This is a genomic window from Pseudomonas rosaeacicularis, from assembly GCF_057128745.1.
The window spans coordinates 111,176-128,442 of the sequence record NZ_JBSKHT010000005.1; the positions used below are offsets into that span (position 1 = coordinate 111,176).

Sequence of the window (17,267 nt, forward strand, 5' to 3'; positions counted from 1 at the left end):
GCCGCGATACGGGTTTGATGACACACCGCAATCGCAGCCTTCGGCAGCTCCCACAAGGGATCGATGTCGGGCCGAATCAACTTCCGGCCCGACAGTGGCTCTTAGTTACTCTTCACCGGGGTATCAGGCTTTTTGTCGTTGCCAGGGATGTACGGGCTCCACGGCTGGGCGCGGATCGGCTCCTTGGTTTGCCACACGACGTTGAACTGACCGTCGTCCTGGATTTCACCGATCATCACTGGCTTGTGCAGGTGGTGGTTGGTTTTGTCCATGGTCAGGGTGAAGCCTGACGGTGCAGCGAAGGTCTGGCCGGCAAGGGCCTCGCGCACTTTGTCCACGTCGGTCGATTTGGCTTTTTCAGCCGCCTGAGCCCACATGTGGATGCCGACGTAAGTGGCTTCCATCGGGTCGTTGGTTACAGCCTTGTCCGCGCCCGGAAGGTTGTGTTTCTTGGCGTAGGCTTTCCAGTCAGCGACGAATTTCTTGTTGACCGGGTTCTCGACGGACTGGAAGTAGTTCCAGGCGGCCAGGTTGCCCACCAGCGGTTTGGTATCGATGCCGCGCAGTTCTTCTTCGCCGACCGAGAACGCTACAACCGGAACGTCCGTGGCTTTCAGGCCCTGGTTGGCGAGTTCTTTGTAAAACGGCACGTTGGAGTCGCCGTTGACGGTGGAGATCACAGCGGTCTTGCCACCGGCAGAAAACTTCTTGATGTTCGCCACGATGGTTTGATAGTCGGCATGACCGAACGGGGTGTAGACCTCTTCGATGTCGCTGTCCTTCACACCTTTGGAGTGCAGGAAGGAGCGCAGAATCTTGTTGGTAGTGCGCGGGTAAACGTAGTCAGTGCCCAGCAGGAAGAAGCGCTTGGCGGCGCCGCCGTCTTCACTCATCAGGTACTCGACCGCAGGAATCGCCTGCTGGTTAGGCGCCGCGCCGGTGTAGAACACGTTCGGCGACATCTCTTCACCTTCGTACTGCACCGGGTAGAACAGCAGGCCGTTCAGCTCTTCAAAAACCGGCAACACAGATTTACGCGACACCGAAGTCCAGCAGCCGAAGACCACTGCGACTTTGTCCTGGGTCAGCAGTTGACGGCCTTTCTCGGCGAACAGCGGCCAGTTGGAGGCAGGGTCGACGACCACAGGCTCCAACATCTTGCCGTTGACGCCGCCCTTGGCGTTGATTTCGTCGATGGTCATCAACGCCATGTCTTTGAGCGAAGTCTCGGAGATAGCCATGGTGCCGGACAAAGAATGCAGAATGCCGACCTTAATGGTCTCAGCGGCCTGGACGGTCCAGGTCAAACCCATTGCGGCGATCGATGCAGACAAGGTGAACGCTTTAATCAGACTGCGACGCTTCATTGGCTAGCTCCATTCTTTGATTTTTTTAAATGACTTCTTCGGTCGGTGCAGGCGTTCTGCTGAGAAGGCTTTAGCAAACGCTGGGCCAACGCCACAACGTCGCAAAACGGAATGAATGTGTCGCCTGAAATCAGTGTCGCGCACCATGTTGGCCGCCTATGGGCTGGACGGTGCGCGCCACGCTCTTATCTGGTGCGTCGCTCGGTAGATGGGCAGGTGTCAGCCTTGGGTGACGTCTTTTACTGACGGAGCGGTCAATTCCTCATGCCGCCCCTAGCATCAGCTTTTTCTCACCCGAGTACAGGTCATAAACGTCGTCGGCCACGCTCGATGGTGCCGAGAAATAGGCATACCAACGCTCCTCGACTTGTCGGATGGCCCGCAGTTGCATCGGCGTTGCGGGTGGTACGGCTACATGGTCACCCAGAAAGTTGCTAAACATATTTTTCTTGTTGATCGAGCGATCGAAGATGAAAAACATAGGGGTTTTTTCGGCGCTTGCGTGACGGGTCACAAAGCTGTCCTGGCTCCATCGGGAGGCATTGCCCCGACTGATCGAGGCGGATTGCACGCCGCTGTCTGCGAACACCTCGCCGATCTGTCGCTGCAAGGTCTCCAGACCGACCTTGGACACGTAAGTCGCCCGGAAGGCAACGCCTTCATACTCTTTGAGTTGGTAGAACTGCGCTAGAAAGTTGAGGGTTTGAGCATCCAGCGTTCCTCGTCTGAGCACATCGTTGATGTGTGCGGATCCGCCTTCGCTGTAGGCGAGTATTTCGGGCAGCTCTTGAGTGTTCGACGTGCGGCTCAGTGCTGTGTAGCGAGTGACGAAAGTGGATTTTTCTTCCGCGCCGCTGAGTCTTGGGGTTTGTGGCCAGCCCGCGATGATTTCATCCAGTTCTGCGCTTGCGGCATTTCGGGCGGTGAGGCTCAGGCGTGGGGCAAGCCCCCCGGCCGCTACCCAGATGCCTTTGCTGTCGCGCGATACATACTCGTTCGCGTGCATCAACGTGTTGTCTGCGGCGTTCAGGCGATACAACCGCGCATGACCGAAGAGATTGAACCGGCGTCTGACGTAGCAGCGCTCACTGTTAAAGTCGATGGCTGTAAAACGCTGAGGGTCGGGGGTGACGCTAATGCTTTCAGTGGGCAGACGAGGCGGCGTTTTGGGCGACAACAGATAACCGATCTGTGGCTTGCCGTCACGGCCCACTGTTCGCACCAGATGCGGGCGTAGTGTTTGCTCCTCCACGGGCTGAAACGACTGATCGATCGGTGTCAGCGATCCTGAGCTTATGCTGGCGCTTATTTGTGCTGTCGCCAGATAGCCGAGCGCGTTAAGGAATTCGCCAGTCGCGCCCTCAAAATCGTCCGCATCGTATTGACTGAAACCGTTCCAGGCACTGTAAAAGCCAAGGCCCAATGCCAATGGGAGCAGGATCGGTGGGGGTAGAAACAGCAGCGCAATACTGGCGACCATTTCAAATGAAATAGCGTCTGAGGTGCTTGTCATGGTTTTGAGTGTGGCGTTGGCATCCTTGATCAGATGATCGATTTTGATCTCGTGATTTTCGTCATAGAAACTTTTTTGCTGCGGGACCAACGTCACCGGGCGAAATAGCATTTCGGGAACAGGCAGCGGCTGTGTCATGTAGCGCATCACGTCCGGCAGGCGCCAATGTTTGAGCCACTTATCGTATTCCAGAACCCCCAGCGTATCGGCACGTACTGACGCCGGAATCTGATGAGCCAGATACGGCCGGAATTTTGCCTGCTCCATAAACATCGACTTGAGTCGGTGCACGCTGTCGAACCAGCGCAGTACTACGCCATCCGGCGCGCCGAAGGTGCAGAGCACGACAGGGCCGCTGTCGAGTTTACCGGTGGGGGCCACCACCAAAATGTTGCTCAAGCGGGTGTGGCTGATTTTGAGAAAGTGAACCTGGATATCGTCAGAACCGACTTTGCTTCGCATCGCGGGGTTCGGGGAGTCCAAAACAGCTTCGAGCCACTGACGCGCCCACAGCGGAAATGCCTGATGTTCAACTTCCAGCAGCGCCATGCGTAAGTGCGCGTGCATCATCAGCTCGTGCGCTTTACGTAACTGCTGCGCAAACGGCGAAGTCATGAGTTGGGCCTTCAGGAACGTGTCAAAAGCCTCTGGAATGGAGACTTCGCTGACCAATGTCTGGACGAACTTGTGGTCAATCCCAGGCACGGCTGCGCCGCGTTCATCGGTCGCGATGATGGCGCTGGCAAAGCCTAGATTCAGCGACTCGACCGGCAAATGCATCAGCGTTTTCAACGAATAGCGTTTGAACACCTCGGCCCGCGGGGGCAGGCTCAATGTAAGGCTGGGTCGTGGCAGCGGCGGTGGGTAGCAGAGGGTGAGGGAAATTTTTTCCGGTGGCAGCGTTACGGCTAGCTTTTTCAAGGCCGTCGCAAGGTGCTGATCGATGTACCTGCGCACGAATGTATCGGGATTGAACGCCTCGCCCTTGAACCGCGCCGAGCATTGGCGGTGAATGTTAAGGGTCTGCTCGCCCAGTGTTTGCGCATGGTTGAGCCAGTTGCTGCGCTGCGGCTGATTCATGCTTTGCCACCAGTCGGGCAGATGCGTCTGGATCAGCGCCGAGTCGTGACGTTGCAAGTGCCTGCGGTTGTCCAGATGCATTTTCGGAGCGAGTAGCTGGGGAATGAGTCGCTCAAATGAGCGGTGATCCATCTCAAGGGACTTGCCGAGCAGGACGGCGTGCTCAAAGTGTGATTTCTGCCACTCAAGCTGCTGGGTGAACAGCGGGTTGAGAAAGTCTGGCCCCAGAGGCGTGTAGTGCCATTGCAACAAAGAGGCGGGGTTGTCGGCGTCAAAATTCACCGGCAGTTTTGATCGATCTTTGTGATCCAGCGCCGACAGTAACGAAGCCTTGCTGTCGGCGGTCAGCAGACGTTGATCCAGTGCATAGGTTTGTTGCTTGAGGCTCTGAAAACCCTGCAGACCTTCATCGATCGTGTACAGCAGGGCTTTGCCCAATGATTGATTATCGCTGGACGGAGCCTGAAGGCCACGCACTGAAGTCAGAACAAAGGCTCCCGCCAACGGCATGGGCAAGCCACCCTTCCATACCAGTGACAGGCTATACACGCCATGCTCGGGCACGGGCGCTTGCGTGGCTTGGGCGCAACCTTTGAGCATGCGCTCAAGCATGTAGTACATATCCGAAGGCATGTCGCCCTCGTTCACGCGCATTTGAGCTTCCAGCTCCAGCGCGCGGACTCTTTGCTCGATGAACGTCGCTCGCCGGGTTTTTCCACTGGCCAGGACTTTGTTCCAGTAGTGGTCCAATGCGCTGATAAAACGGCTTTCAAGGGTTCGCTGGGCACTGGCATACAGGTTGATCAGCTCGACGCGGCCTATGCCCTTGATGGTCTCCTCATTCGGTCTCGAGACAGGCGAGGAATAGAGGCCCTGGACTTCGGTTTCAGTCCAGTTCAACGCGCCTGTGAAGTAATCGACAACGCTGTCGCGCAGGGCGTGGATGGTCGGTGGATTTGGCAAGTGCGGCGCCACCCGGCTATCGCGGCAATACAGCCACGTCGCATCGATGTCGATGGCAAGGTCCGGGTGGTGGTTGCTGAGGTACTCGCTAATGAATGTGCGGGTGACTTCGGCAAAACTGGGTGGATATAGATCGTTGTGAGAGGGAGTGCGGGTTGGCGTCAAACTGGCTGACGGGTCAATAAGCGTGTTCATGCTGCAGGCCTCAATGGCAATGATGAATGCTCGGTGATACGTCACCGAATGCTTCATGCCATGGAGTCAGAGCTGGCGTGGCGTGTCTGTAGGGCTTGGCAGATCGATGTGCGCCGACTTCGTAGGCACAGCAAGTAGGAAAACGCGCTACCCCAACGCGAAAGCAGATTCTGTGGAGCGGACTTGAAGAGGAGGCCAGTAGGCTCAAAACCTGGGGAGTTGGTTCGACAGATTCATACCGAATCTGACGGCCATTCATCTTCGAGCGAAGTGAATGGAGCGGGGCCTGAAACCGTATATGAGGAGGAATTCATCACAAAGCCACTCAATGGTCTCAGGCCCCGCAGGACGCAATCTATGCTGTTGCGCGGGATTTGGCAAAGCGCGAAAGGACTATCCGATCGAGCACCCACACAATGAGCATCGAAACGCCCACCAGCGGGAACGCCAGACCCAGCGCAATCATCACCATTGTCGCGGTTTTCCAGCGTGGCAAGTCGTGCCGCAACGGCGGTACACCGAGCCCGTTTTGTGGCCGGCGCTTCCACCAGATCACCAGCCCGCTGACCGAGCTGAGCAGCACCATCAGGCAGATCAGCAAAATAACCAGCTGATTGATCCAGCCAAATAACTTGCCTTCGTGCAGCATGACGCCCAGCTCGGTGGCTTTGGAAACAGTGCTGTAGTCGGCATAGCGCACGTCCGCCAGCACCTTGCCGGTGTATTGATCGACGTGCAGCGTGGCGTCATTACGCGGATCGTCCGCGAACACGGAAACCGTGAACACGCCGTCGGCGCTGGTGGGTGCGCTGATGCTGTAGCCCGGCTCGATACCCTTGCCGCGTGCGATGTCCACCACCTGTTGCAACGAGATGTGTGGCGCGGCCGGTGCGCTGGACATGTTCGCGTGGTTCATGTGCTCGGCGTGATCGCCTGTAGAAACCGGCATGGGCGTGTTTTCCAAGGCCCACGGCACGGTCTGCACGCTGGCGTTGTTCAATTCGCCGGTTTGCCTGTCCGACTTGGGCACGTCATTCCACATGGCAGCGGGAAAGGTGTTCCACACGTCCGCGTATTGTTTGCCCCACAGACCGGTCCAGGTCATGCCGCTCACCAGCATGAACAGCAGCAATAGCGCGCCCCAGAACCCGGTCACTGCGTGCAGGTCGCGCCACAAAACGCGCCCGCGCGCTGTCGTGCGCGGCCACAGAACGCCCGCCGGGGAACGTCCGCGCGGCCACCACAAATACAATCCCGAAACCACCAGCACGATGCCCCAGCCGGCGGCAAGTTCTACCAGCCGATCACCGACTTTGCCGATCATCAACTCGCCATGCAGCTCGCGCGCGATGGCTTGCAGGTTCTGCTTGGCGTCCTGGGTGCCGAGGATTTTCCCGCTGTAGGGGTCGATGAACAGATTGGTCTCGCGGCCGTCCATTTTCACCACGAACTGCGCGCTGCCTTCGGCGTTGAGCGGCGGTAGATATTTGCTTACCGCCACGTTCGGATAGGCCTGCAAAACCAGGCGTTGCTGCTCGTCGGCGCTGAGTTGATGGTGAGCGGGTGTGACCGTCAGCAGGTCGCTGTACATGAGCGAATCGAGTTGCGGTTTGAACAGATAAATGATCCCGGTCAGCGACAGCAGGATCATGAACGGCGCGACAAACAGCCCGGCATAGAAATGCCAGCGCCACGCCAGGTTGTAGAAAGACACGTTCGGTTTGGACATGGGAAACGCTCCCGTCAGGGATGACTCACGGCGCAACCCGCTGACAGCAGAACAGCCGCCAGCGGTTGCGAAATCATTTTTCGGTTGTGGGATTCAAGCCAGTGACGAGAGGGGCGGGGCGCGACTGCGGGCGTTGGGGAAAACACTGCGTTGGGCGTGACCCTGCTGTGGTGCGGGGGTGAAGAAGTCAGTCGGTTTGGGCGGCGTGGGCGCAAGAGTGGTCAGCGCCTGAGGTAATGCGGGGCAACTGAAGAGCAGCGTGCAATATCCGCATTTGGCCCACAGCACGTGATCGACTGCTGCGGGGGCGGGCGCGGCCTCGTGCTGCATGCCCACATGCGCGCCCGGCATTTCCATGGACGAGGACATGTCCATCGTCGCGGGCATCGACATGCCCGCGTGATGTTCCATCGGCATCGCTTGGGAAATCAGCGGTCCGATGAAGATCATCAGCATGGCGAACAGGCTCAGCCAGGTGCCCGACGTTTTGCGCGGGGGGCCGGAAGGTCTGCTGCGTGAGGCGGTTGTGCGGTTCAAGTCAGGTCAGGATCGTGGCTATCAATCAGTGGGCGTGAGTCGGGGCGGTTGAAGTTTGCGCTGGTTGTTTGAGCACCTGTACCTGGACCGTTACATCACCGGCTTTTTCGAAATGCAGGGTCAGCGCGAAGTGCTGCCCGTCCACCAGCGTCGAGCGATCTTTGAGGTCCAGCAGCATGACGTGATATGCCATCGGCGCGAAGCTGACATTGCCGCCTGCCGGAATCTCAACAGCTTGCACCGGCTGCATTTTCATCAGGCCATCTTTGTGAATGTGTTCGTGCAACTGAGCGCTGCCGGCAATCGGGCTGTCGACAGCGGTCAGGCGATCAGCCGTGGTGCCACCGTTATGAATCGAGAAATAGGCCGCCACTGTCGGCGCATTCGGTGGCAATTCCATCGACCACGGCTGATCGATGTGCAGCGAGCCTGCGCTGTAGTCCTGAGCTTGGGCATAAAAGACGGGCAGCAGTAATGCTAAAAGAAGCAGGTATTTTTTTAACATTGGGGTGTCAAGTTTCCAGTCTGTCCTGGCGCAGGTTGGGCGCGGGGGAAAAATAAATTCACGGGGGCGCATAATTATTTTGTGGGCGAGTGGCGTCGCCGCGCGCTGCCCGACATCAGCGCCTACCTGCGGGCGCAAAGGGGAGGATATTTAGCCTGAATAAACACGCGATGTAAAAAACGAGGGATGTGACGCGAGTCGCCGTCTGGGCAATTGCTGCCGTCTCGGTTCGTTGCTCGCCCTAAACCTGTGCTAGGTTGTCCTCGGTGCTGAATCGATCCTCTAAACATAAGAGGTCAACGTGAGAGGCCTCAGGTCCGCTTGATCCCCTCAGCATTAGAGCGCTCTGCGCCGGTGTTCAACGATCACCTTCAGTTGCAAATGAATACCCTGCCAAGGCTGTACGTGACCCTAACTTAACGCGTTATCACGCAAGCGAGCAGGACGACGTCATGACACGCTTTTCAAGCGCTTTAGTATTAGCCGTTTCCGGCCTTTTCGGGGTGTGTGCCCAAGCCGCAGATCCGCGTCCTATGATTCACATCAATGTCTCTGGCGCCGAGTTCAACGCCAAGCTTCTGCCCGGTCGCCCGGGATACGACTACATGTTCCCCTCCGCGACGTATCTGGATCAGTGGCAGGCAAAGGGCATTAAAATCGTCCGCGTGCCTCTGACTTGGGAGCGCTTGCAGCCTGCTCTGGATGGGCCTCTTGACCCAACCTACGCCGCGCTGATTGATACGCTCTTGACCCAGGCCCAAAGCAGGCAAATGACTGTTCTGCTCGATATCCATAATTACGGGGTTTATCGCAAGCAGCCTATTGGGTCCGCAGATGTGCCTTACACCGCCTACGAGAAGTTTCTGTCGCTGGTTGCCGAGCGTTGGCAAGGGAATGCGGGGCTTCATGGTTACGACATTATGAATGAGCCAAACGGCCCGGCAGATGCGAATTGGCCGAGCGCGGCCCAGGCGGGGATCAGGGGTGTGCGGGCTTATGACAAGGTCAAGCCTGTTTACGTCGAGGGTCGTTCATGGTCAAGCGCTTCACAGTGGGCCAAAAATAACGATGCTCTGCTTGCGCTTCAGGACCCAAGTAACAACCTGATTTTTTCTGCCCACCTGTATCTGGATTCCGACGCGAGCGGGACCTACAAGTCTGAGCCCGGGGCCAATTTTGACCCGGACATCGGCGTCAAAAGGGCAAAACCGTTCGTCGACTGGCTTGTGCAAAACGGTAAAAAGGGACATATAGGTGAATTTGGCATTCCCGGAAATGACCCTCAGTGGGCAGAGGCCGGCACACGCTTGCTGACTTACCTGAGCGCAAACTGCGTTCCTCTAGCCTACTGGGCTGCCGGGTCGTTCTGGGGATCCTATTCACTCTCGGTCGAACCGAAGGCGGGTGTGGAAAAACCACAGTGGGCGATGCTGGCGCCGTTTGTTAAAACCAACAGCAACTGCCAGTAAGGCTGTCGTAGGTTTATTGATCTAAAGCAGGCACTTAGTGGTTTGCTAGCGTTATAGAGGATCAAGTGTTCTTTTTTTGACGACTTATATATGCCGTTGATAACGATACTGGCCTTTTGCAATAATTGATACTGGCCTTTTGCAATAAGCGAAAAAAGTAACTGGTCAGTTGAACTTATACGAAGCATGATGGCTCGTATCAGGTGTAAGTATCACTTCGGATCCGCTAGATGGCTCATGCTGGAGCTGCTGTAACAGTAGAGTTACATTTAACGCCGTGGTTCCGAATAAAGCATTATGGCCCGTAGTCTCTAAGCGCTTGCCGCCTTGGGACTCCGGGACCGAGGTCACCACGCTGGCAAAGATCAGCGTTTGAATAATAGAGGAGCCGAGAGGCTCCTTTTCGATTTTAAAAACCTGCCCGTTTGTTAACGACTCCCCTTTACCAGAGGGGCGGGGCTATTGCGTCATTCATCTTTGTGCTAACGACGTCTTCAAGGATTGACGGAAAATCTTGGGGCGGTAGCGTGGTCAAGGCCAATACTGTTCAATGCCATTTCCTCATCGATTCTGCCGGAAATACTATGAGCTTGAAATCCAGTACCCGTTCTCTCATAAAGCTCTCCGCCTTGCTGTGTGCTAACGCTTGCGCCGAGGAGCAGCACATCCCCCAAAGCTTCAAGTTCGAGAACGGCCTGACCTTCACGCCCTACCTGCAGACCAGTGAGCGCTACGACGACAATTTTCGAGAGGTTGAGCGTCACGCCGAATCCTCCTGGATCACTGGCCTGACACCCAGCTTCAATCTTGCGTCCGACCACGGCAAAAGGGCCTTTAAGCTGTCATATAAAGCTGATAGCGATACATTCCATTCAAGCCCAAAAGACAACAACACTGACCAGTATCTCGATGGCACGGCGCGCTTTGAATTCAATGCGCGTAACCGGTTGAAGTTGGAGTCGGGCTATAAGAAAGTCGAAGATACCGCGACGCTTGACCAACACATTGAAAATGACAAGTACACCTATACGCACGCAGGCGGGATGTACACGTACGGCGCGCGAACCGCGCGTGGACAAATTGAGCTCAGCACTGACTATTCACAAATGCGGTACCAGAACAGCGACGGCATCAACAACGATAAAGAGCGTGACGCTACAGCCAACATTGGAACGTTCTACTTCAAAGTTGCGCCCAGCACCCGCGCGTTGATTGAATCACGCTGGACCCGATTTGATTACGTATCCAATACACGCCTGGATAATGACACCGTGGCGCTGTTGGGTGGCTTGAGTTGGGACGCGACTGCCAATACTACCGGTACCGCCAAACTAGGTGCCGAACGCAAACGTTATGACGACAAGACGGTCGGTAATAAAGGCGGTTCGTTGTGGGAAGTAGGCGTCGACTACAAACCCCGGTCTTACTCGACATTCACGCTCAAGACCCACCATTCGTTGGACGAAGGTACCAACGGCGCATCGGCCATCGATAACTTGACTACTTCGCTGGCATGGGAGCACGAATGGCTACAGCGACTCAGTACCGTGGCGACCGTATCGCACACGACCAAGGAGTATCAGGAGGTCGACCGCGAAGACAAAATCAATCGTTACGGCTTTGCGGTTAAATACCAGATGCGTCGCTGGTTGGGCTTCGATCTGGGCTACCGGCATGGCAAAGAGGATTCCACCGTTGCGGATGAAAGCTATGAACGCAACATTTACAAGCTCAGTATTACTGCAACACTGTAGTCATGCAGGCGCACTTGACATTGGTCGGTCGGTGGCCGTTTCAAGACACCCTTCTAGAGCGGTCAACTTTATGATCATTCGTACCATCAGCCGCCTGCTCCTGGGCCTTTTCATGCTCGTCGCCGGTCAGCAGGCGGTATACGCCGCAGGTAACTCCGAATACAAGCTCGCCTCTGGCGACGTCATCAGCATTACGGTATATGGCGAAGAAGACATGAGTTTCAAGAGCCTGCGACTGACCGATGCAGGCACGTTTTCCTATCCGTTCATCGGTGAGGTCAACGCCAAGGGCAAGACTGCTTCGCAAATCGAGGGGCTGCTGGTGGCTCAGCTCAAAGGCGATTACCTGGTCAATCCTCGCGTCTCGGTCAGTGTCTTGCAGTATCGCGAGTTCTACATCAGCGGCGAGGTCAAAACGCCGGGTGGTTACCCGTTCCAGCCTGGCTTGACTATTCGACGCGCCGTAGCGTTGGCAGGCGGTTTTACTGAACGAGCGTCGGAAGGAAAGATCACGATCAATCGTGACCTCAGTGCCGAGCCGACCGAAAAGGCCAGTCTTGATGCGTTGGTCAGTCCTGGAGACACCATTACCGTGCCTCAGGGTTTTTTCTAGTTAAGACTGCAGGGTCACAGTTCAAGCGTCGCAAACGGCGCTTAGCCTACCCAAGCATGTCCTTTTCAGGGTTGCCCATCATGGATACAAATCCTCCAGTCTTTGCGTCCCGCATTGGTTCATCTCGAAAAGACAACGGTGACGACACCATCGATTTGCTCAAGCTGTGGCAAACGATCTGGCACCGCAAGAACGCCATTTTTGCTTTCACCGGGGTTGTGATCGTGATTGCGTTGGTGGCCGTGTCCTCAATGACGCCCGTGTATCGAGCGCAGGCGACGCTGGTCATGGATGCCAAAGGCTCCAAGGCAGTGTCGTTCGACGTGGCAGCGGCGAGCGGCGACAGTAACGCCAGCCAGTACATGGAAACCCAGGCTGAACTGTTGCAGTCGCGTACGCTGGCAGAACGTGTAGTGCGCGATCTGGATTTATCCAGCAAGCCTCAATTTGATCCTGGCGTCCAAACCAAGCCCTTTGCCTTTATTGGACGCTGGCTCGCCAGTACGGGCCTGGATAAATACCTTCCGGAAGGCCTGGTCGCGAAATTTAACCCGTCCCCCCAACCCACTGAGCAGCAACGCCTGGACCGCACAACTCGCGCGTTCATGGAGCTGGTGAACGTAGAGCCCCAAGGTAAAAGTCAGTTGGCCAATGTCATGGTCGACATGCAAGACCCTGCTCTGGCGGCACAAGCGGCAAACGCGCTTTCGCGCGCTTTTATCGAAAGTCAGTTGCAGTCCACCATCGGCGCCTCGGAGTCGGCAACCGTCTGGATGAACAGCCGCCTGGTGGAGTTAGGCGAAAAGCTGAAAGATTCGGAGTCTCGTCTTCAGGCTTATCGAGAGTCTGAAGGTCTGGTGGACGTTAAAGGCGTCGGCACTATCAGCGCCGCCCAGTTGTCCTTGACCGGCGAGAGAATGATCGACGCGCGTCGCCAGCGTGCCGAAGCCGAAAGCCAATTTCGGCAAGTGCAAGCGATGGGTAAGGGCGGATGGCAGAAAATGGCCAGCGTCCCAGCGGTCCTCGCCGATCCATTGGTGCAGCAGTTCAAGGCACAGGAAGCGCAGGCTCGAGCCAAAGTCGATGAGTTGTCGAACCGTTATGGCCCTAAACACCCAGCGATGGACGCTGCGCGATCAGACCTGAATGCAGCATCCGCCGCTTTGCGTGGCCAGGTTGAGCAAGTGGTCGCCGGGATCGAACGCAACTATCAGCTCGCTGCTGCCAATGAAAGCTCGCTGCAGTCTTCGTTCAATACCAACAAATCGCAAATCCAGGACATCTCGCGCAAGGAGTTCAAGTTGCAGGAACTGCAGCGCGAGGTGGACGGGAACCGTGCGCTCTATGACACCTTCATGACCCGCCTGAAAGAGACGGCGGCGACTGCTGACATCGACAGTGCAAACATTCGGGTGGTTGACCCCGCTGTTGTTCCGATCGCTCCGATCAAGCCAAAGAAATCACTGATTCTGGTTATAGCCGCGGTCATGGGGCTATTCCTCAGTGCGCTGTGCGCACTGCTGTTGGATGCTCTGAACAACACTTTCCGCAGCATCGAGCAAGTTGAAGATCATCTGAATATTCCGGTGGTGGGTATCTTGCCGCTCATTAGCCGTCGGGACAGAAAGGATCTGGCCAAGACGTTCAACGATCCAAGGTTCAACCGCTTCACAGAATCGATACGTACGATTCGCACCAACGTCGTATTGAGCGGCTACGACAAACCCCATCAGATCATTCTGGTGACTTCATCTGTTCCGGGTGAGGGCAAAACCACCGTGTCGATCAATCTTGCTGTGGCGTTGGGCCAGATGGAGCCGGTGTTATTGATGGATGGCGATCTGCGTCGTCCATCCCTGGCAAAAGCACTGGGCGTTTCAGCTGACAAGCCGGGCTTGTCCGATCTGATCGAGGGCAAAGCCACGCTGGAGCAGTGCATAAGCCATATCGATGGTATCGACGTGCTGTGCGCAGGCAGCGCGACCAGCAATCCACTTGAGCAATTGGCGTCGCAACGCTTCGCTCAACTGCTTGAAACCCTCAAGCTCAAATACAAGCGGGTCATCATCGATTCATCCCCTACCCAAGGGGTGAGCGATACGAAAGTGATCTCCACGCTGGCCCACTCGGTTATTTATGTTGTGAAATCTGGCGCTACGTCGATTTCGCTGACCGAAAAAGGCATCGCACAGTTGCTACAACACAAGGCTCCAGTGCGCGGCATCATCGTGAACCAGGTAGACATCAACAAGGCCAAGCAGTACGGCCACCGATTTGACGGCTTCTATGACTACCACGGGTACAGCCAAAAAAGACCCGCTTAAAAAGTCGTGTCGTCATCCTGCTTCAGCTGCAGGCGCAGTGATAGAACAAATCGGGAGTCGATTCAATGGAGCGCTCAATGCCGCGAACGGCACCCTTTGAGGGCGTCGTCACGCCGAATACAACAGCAGATGTCGCCGACCGGCGTGTGGTGGTTTTAACGTTTTTTGCCGTCGGCTATAACGCGCTGCTGTCCTTCGTAAACGCGCATGCTGCCGGCCTGAATTTTGGCGTTGTTGCCCTCACCGAGATATTGGTCATTTTCGCTGGGTTGTTTTTGATCCTGCGAGGGGGCTTGGCGAAAGCAGACAAAAACGTTCTTTATCTCGTTTGCCTGTTCGTATTGCTCGGCCTCATGGTCAGCATGATCAACCAGCGTGTATTCGTGGATGCTTTGCGAAACGCACTGATCGTCTCGATATTTGTTTGCCTGGGTCGAAGGTCGTCACGTGAAACGGTGATGGCAGCCTTCCTTTGCTGCAGCGTGTTGGTGCTGGCAGTGTTGATCCTGGAAGTTTCATCGGTGACCCAATACGCAGCGTTGCTCAAGCCGGCGCAGTACTTCATCAATACCCGGGGCATGGTTGAGTTCAAGTACAACGAGACCGGGCTGTTCAATAACGCATTGGGTTTCAAGGGGCGTTTTTCTTACGGGATATTCGACGGTCCTCGCACCTCTTCCATTTTTCTGGAGCAGGTGTCGTTGGCCAATTACGCAGCCGTCACAGGGATTTTTCTGGTATCGCTGTGGAAATACATCGCTCCAAAGCAACGTGTGCTGCACATTGCAGTTGTGCTGTTGATCATCGTATCGAACAACACTCGCATGACTTCTATTCTGACATTGCTCTCGTTGGTGGGTTACTTCCTGTATCCCAAGGTGCCAAAGTATTCAAATACGTTTTTGGCGCCGATCATCATGGCAATTGCGGTGATGGTGTATCTGGCGTTCCCTCTTGATCATTCCGATACCTTCGTCGGGAGAACGTCAAAGACGGGCGACTTCCTGTTCAATATGCCGTTAGGTGAATACTTCGGTAATAACGTCGGTGCCACCGGCGCACTGTTGGACAGTGGTTATCCTTATTTGATTTCCACAGCCACTATCATTGGCTTCATCGCCTACTGGCTTTTTGTTTGTTTCATCGTCCCGCAGAACACGCCAGAACGCCGACGCTGTGCCAACGCACTGTCGCTTTACATATTCATGAATTTGCTGGTGTCCGGTACCGCTATCTTTTCGATGAAAACAGGTGCGCCGCTTTGGTTGTTAGTAGGGCTCATGTCCGGACCACTGTTCAAGCGACCTGACAGGTTCATTAAAACTGCTGCATAAGATGCGCCTCTTTCCCTCGAGCGAATTACTTCGACTGATAAAGGTTCTCCATGAAAATTGTTCATATTGTGAGACAGTTTTATCCAAGCGTCGGCGGTCTTGAGGACTACGTCCTTAACTTGTCAAAGGAGCAGCGCTCGGCAGGTCATGAAGTCATCGTGCTCACATTGGACTCCGATTTTCAGACGGGAAACAAACTTTCCGATACTGAAGAACATCAGGGCATCAAGGTACTAAGACTTCCCTGGAAAGGATCAAAGCGTTATCCCCTATGCAGGCCAAATCTTGAATTACTGAACCAGATGGACGTCGTCCATGTTCATGCGGTTGATTTCTTCATCGATTATTTGTCGCTCATGCGTAGGCTCGGACGACTCACAGCGCCTTTGGTGCTGTCGACCCATGGCGGGTTTTTCCACACGCGGAAAAATCAGTGGATAAAGAAAGTGTTCTTCGAAGTCATCACACGTTGGACGCTGGGTGGTGTTGAGGCAGTTGTTTGCAACAGCTCCAACGATTATTCGGTGTTCGCTCCGATCTCGCGGCGTGCCCAGATGGTGAACAACGGGATACGGGTGAAAAAGTTCGGAGCAGGTACGTCGAATGGATCTGCACCCGTCGACGATCTGGTTTACCTGGGACGGTTCAGTGAAAACAAGCGTTTGCCCTGGCTGATCGAAAACTTTGCAAAGCTCGAACACCCGGCGGGACTCTTGAAAATCATCGGGCGAAGCAAAACCGGGGATGCAGCAGAGTTAACGTCACTGGTACAGCGTTTGGGTTGTGATGACAAAGTGAAACTCATCTTCGATATCAATGACGAAGAAATAGCTGATCATATTGTCAACTCGAAATTCACAGTAAGCGCTTCAGAATATGAAGGTTTTGGGCTGGGCGTCGTGGAATTAATGTCATATGGACATGTACCGTTTTTGGCTGAGGAGCCACTTTCGTTTAAGGATTTCGTCAATGACTCTGGAGTCGGACAGATATTTAATGTTGGTCCGTCCAGCTTCAAGTCCAAATACGAGATGCTTATAAGTGAATGGTCTCCTTCAGCAGCAGTAAGCGCGGCATCGTATGCCAAACAATTCTCGTGGACCACTGTGGCAGAGGAAATCTTCAATGTATACGAAAGCACCCTTGAGAACAGCGTCAGCGCTTATCGATAGGCTTCATATAATAGAAGACGATAACCTCGATACATTTATTGACGAGCTGCTAGGCACCAAGGAACAAAAAGTTCTCGGGTTCTTGAATCAATATGGCTACAACTTGGCCGCGGAAGAACAGTCCGTACTGTCAAGTTTTGGAAATATCGATTATCTGCTGCGCGACGGGGTGGGGATCAAGCTTGCGTGCCGCTGGAACAAGCTTGAGCCTGGCGCGAATCTGAACGGAACGGACTTTATCCCGGAGCTTATCAAGAAGGCGCATGACTGCCCGATCGAGATCGACTATTTCGTATTTGGTACCCAGTCTCCGTGGCTCGAAGCGGGGACGCAGAAGTTGATGGAAGGGCAGGCCTGCCACACTTTGCACGGCTTCCACAGTGAAGAGAAATACCTGAAGTATCTGAAGAGGTGGTCGCGTAAAAACGTGCTCGTCATCGTCGTTCTCGCCATGGGGATGCCCAAGCAAGAACACCTTGCCGGTCGGTTGCGCGAGGCCGTGAATGGTCCGATTCTCGTGGTGTGCGGCGGGGCAATCATCGACTTCCAGGCCGAGCGCTTTGATCGTGCGCCCCAGTTCATGCGTCGCTTGAACCTTGAGTGGCTATTCAGGTTGATCAGGGAGCCGCAACGACTGTTCCGGCGTTATTTGCTGGGCATCCCCAAGTTCTTTTACTACCTGGTGGCCAACAAATAATTCGCTGCTTTTACT

12 protein-coding genes are annotated in these 17,267 nt (G+C 55.2%); 7 read left to right on the top strand and 5 right to left on the bottom strand.

The window, feature by feature from the left end; all coding sequences use genetic code 11:
* Positions 1-101 precede the first annotated feature (101 nt).
* From urtA to ACWKWM_RS08565, 5 genes are all read right to left on the bottom strand, one after another.
* Positions 102-1,367, bottom strand: a complete 1,266-nt coding sequence (urtA, locus tag ACWKWM_RS08545; RefSeq protein ID WP_268799368.1) for an urea ABC transporter substrate-binding protein — start codon at positions 1,365-1,367, stop codon at positions 102-104.
* Between the two features lie 262 nt (positions 1,368-1,629).
* Positions 1,630-5,118 carry a dermonecrotic toxin domain-containing protein gene (locus ACWKWM_RS08550; RefSeq protein ID WP_483845723.1) on the bottom strand — a complete coding sequence of 1,163 codons (3,489 nt, stop codon included), beginning with the start codon at positions 5,116-5,118 and terminating at the stop codon, positions 1,630-1,632.
* A 355-nt stretch (positions 5,119-5,473) separates the two neighbouring features.
* The gene (locus ACWKWM_RS08555) at positions 5,474-6,847 is read right to left on the bottom strand and encodes a PepSY-associated TM helix domain-containing protein (protein ID WP_483845724.1); all 1,374 of its coding nucleotides are present in this window, start codon (positions 6,845-6,847) and stop codon (positions 5,474-5,476) included.
* A gap of 93 nt (positions 6,848-6,940) precedes the next feature.
* Positions 6,941-7,384: a DUF2946 domain-containing protein gene (locus tag ACWKWM_RS08560; RefSeq protein ID WP_483845725.1), complete on the bottom strand. Its 444-nt coding sequence runs from the start codon at positions 7,382-7,384 to the stop codon at positions 6,941-6,943.
* 25 nt (positions 7,385-7,409) lie between these two features.
* Positions 7,410-7,889, bottom strand: a complete 480-nt coding sequence (locus tag ACWKWM_RS08565; protein ID WP_483845726.1) for a copper chaperone PCu(A)C — start codon at positions 7,887-7,889, stop codon at positions 7,410-7,412.
* A 452-nt stretch (positions 7,890-8,341) separates the two neighbouring features.
* On the opposite strand from ACWKWM_RS08565, the gene ACWKWM_RS08570 reads away from it, so the two are divergent.
* From ACWKWM_RS08570 to ACWKWM_RS08600, 7 genes are all read left to right on the top strand, one after another.
* Positions 8,342-9,358, top strand: coding sequence for a glycoside hydrolase family 5 protein (locus ACWKWM_RS08570; RefSeq protein WP_483845727.1), 1,017 nt, complete (start codon positions 8,342-8,344; stop codon positions 9,356-9,358).
* Between the two features lie 584 nt (positions 9,359-9,942).
* On the top strand, positions 9,943-11,112 hold the full coding sequence (locus ACWKWM_RS08575) for an outer membrane beta-barrel protein (RefSeq protein ID WP_483845728.1): 1,170 nt from the start codon (positions 9,943-9,945) through the stop codon (positions 11,110-11,112).
* Between the two features lie 70 nt (positions 11,113-11,182).
* Positions 11,183-11,725, top strand: a complete 543-nt coding sequence (locus ACWKWM_RS08580) for a polysaccharide biosynthesis/export family protein (RefSeq protein WP_483845729.1) — start codon at positions 11,183-11,185, stop codon at positions 11,723-11,725.
* Positions 11,726-11,805: 80 nt separating this feature from the next.
* Positions 11,806-14,049, top strand: a complete 2,244-nt coding sequence (locus tag ACWKWM_RS08585; protein ID WP_483845730.1) for a GumC family protein — start codon at positions 11,806-11,808, stop codon at positions 14,047-14,049.
* Between the two features lie 65 nt (positions 14,050-14,114).
* Entirely contained in the window at positions 14,115-15,383 is a 1,269-nt protein-coding gene (locus ACWKWM_RS08590; RefSeq protein ID WP_483845731.1) for a hypothetical protein, read from the top strand.
* 50 nt (positions 15,384-15,433) lie between these two features.
* Positions 15,434-16,555, top strand: a complete 1,122-nt coding sequence (locus tag ACWKWM_RS08595; protein ID WP_483845732.1) for a glycosyltransferase family 4 protein — start codon at positions 15,434-15,436, stop codon at positions 16,553-16,555.
* Complete coding sequence (locus ACWKWM_RS08600; protein WP_483845733.1) at positions 16,509-17,252, top strand: WecB/TagA/CpsF family glycosyltransferase; 744 nt, start codon at positions 16,509-16,511, stop codon at positions 17,250-17,252. The genes ACWKWM_RS08595 and ACWKWM_RS08600 overlap by 47 nt, the downstream gene beginning before the upstream one ends.
* Positions 17,253-17,267 lie beyond the last annotated feature (15 nt).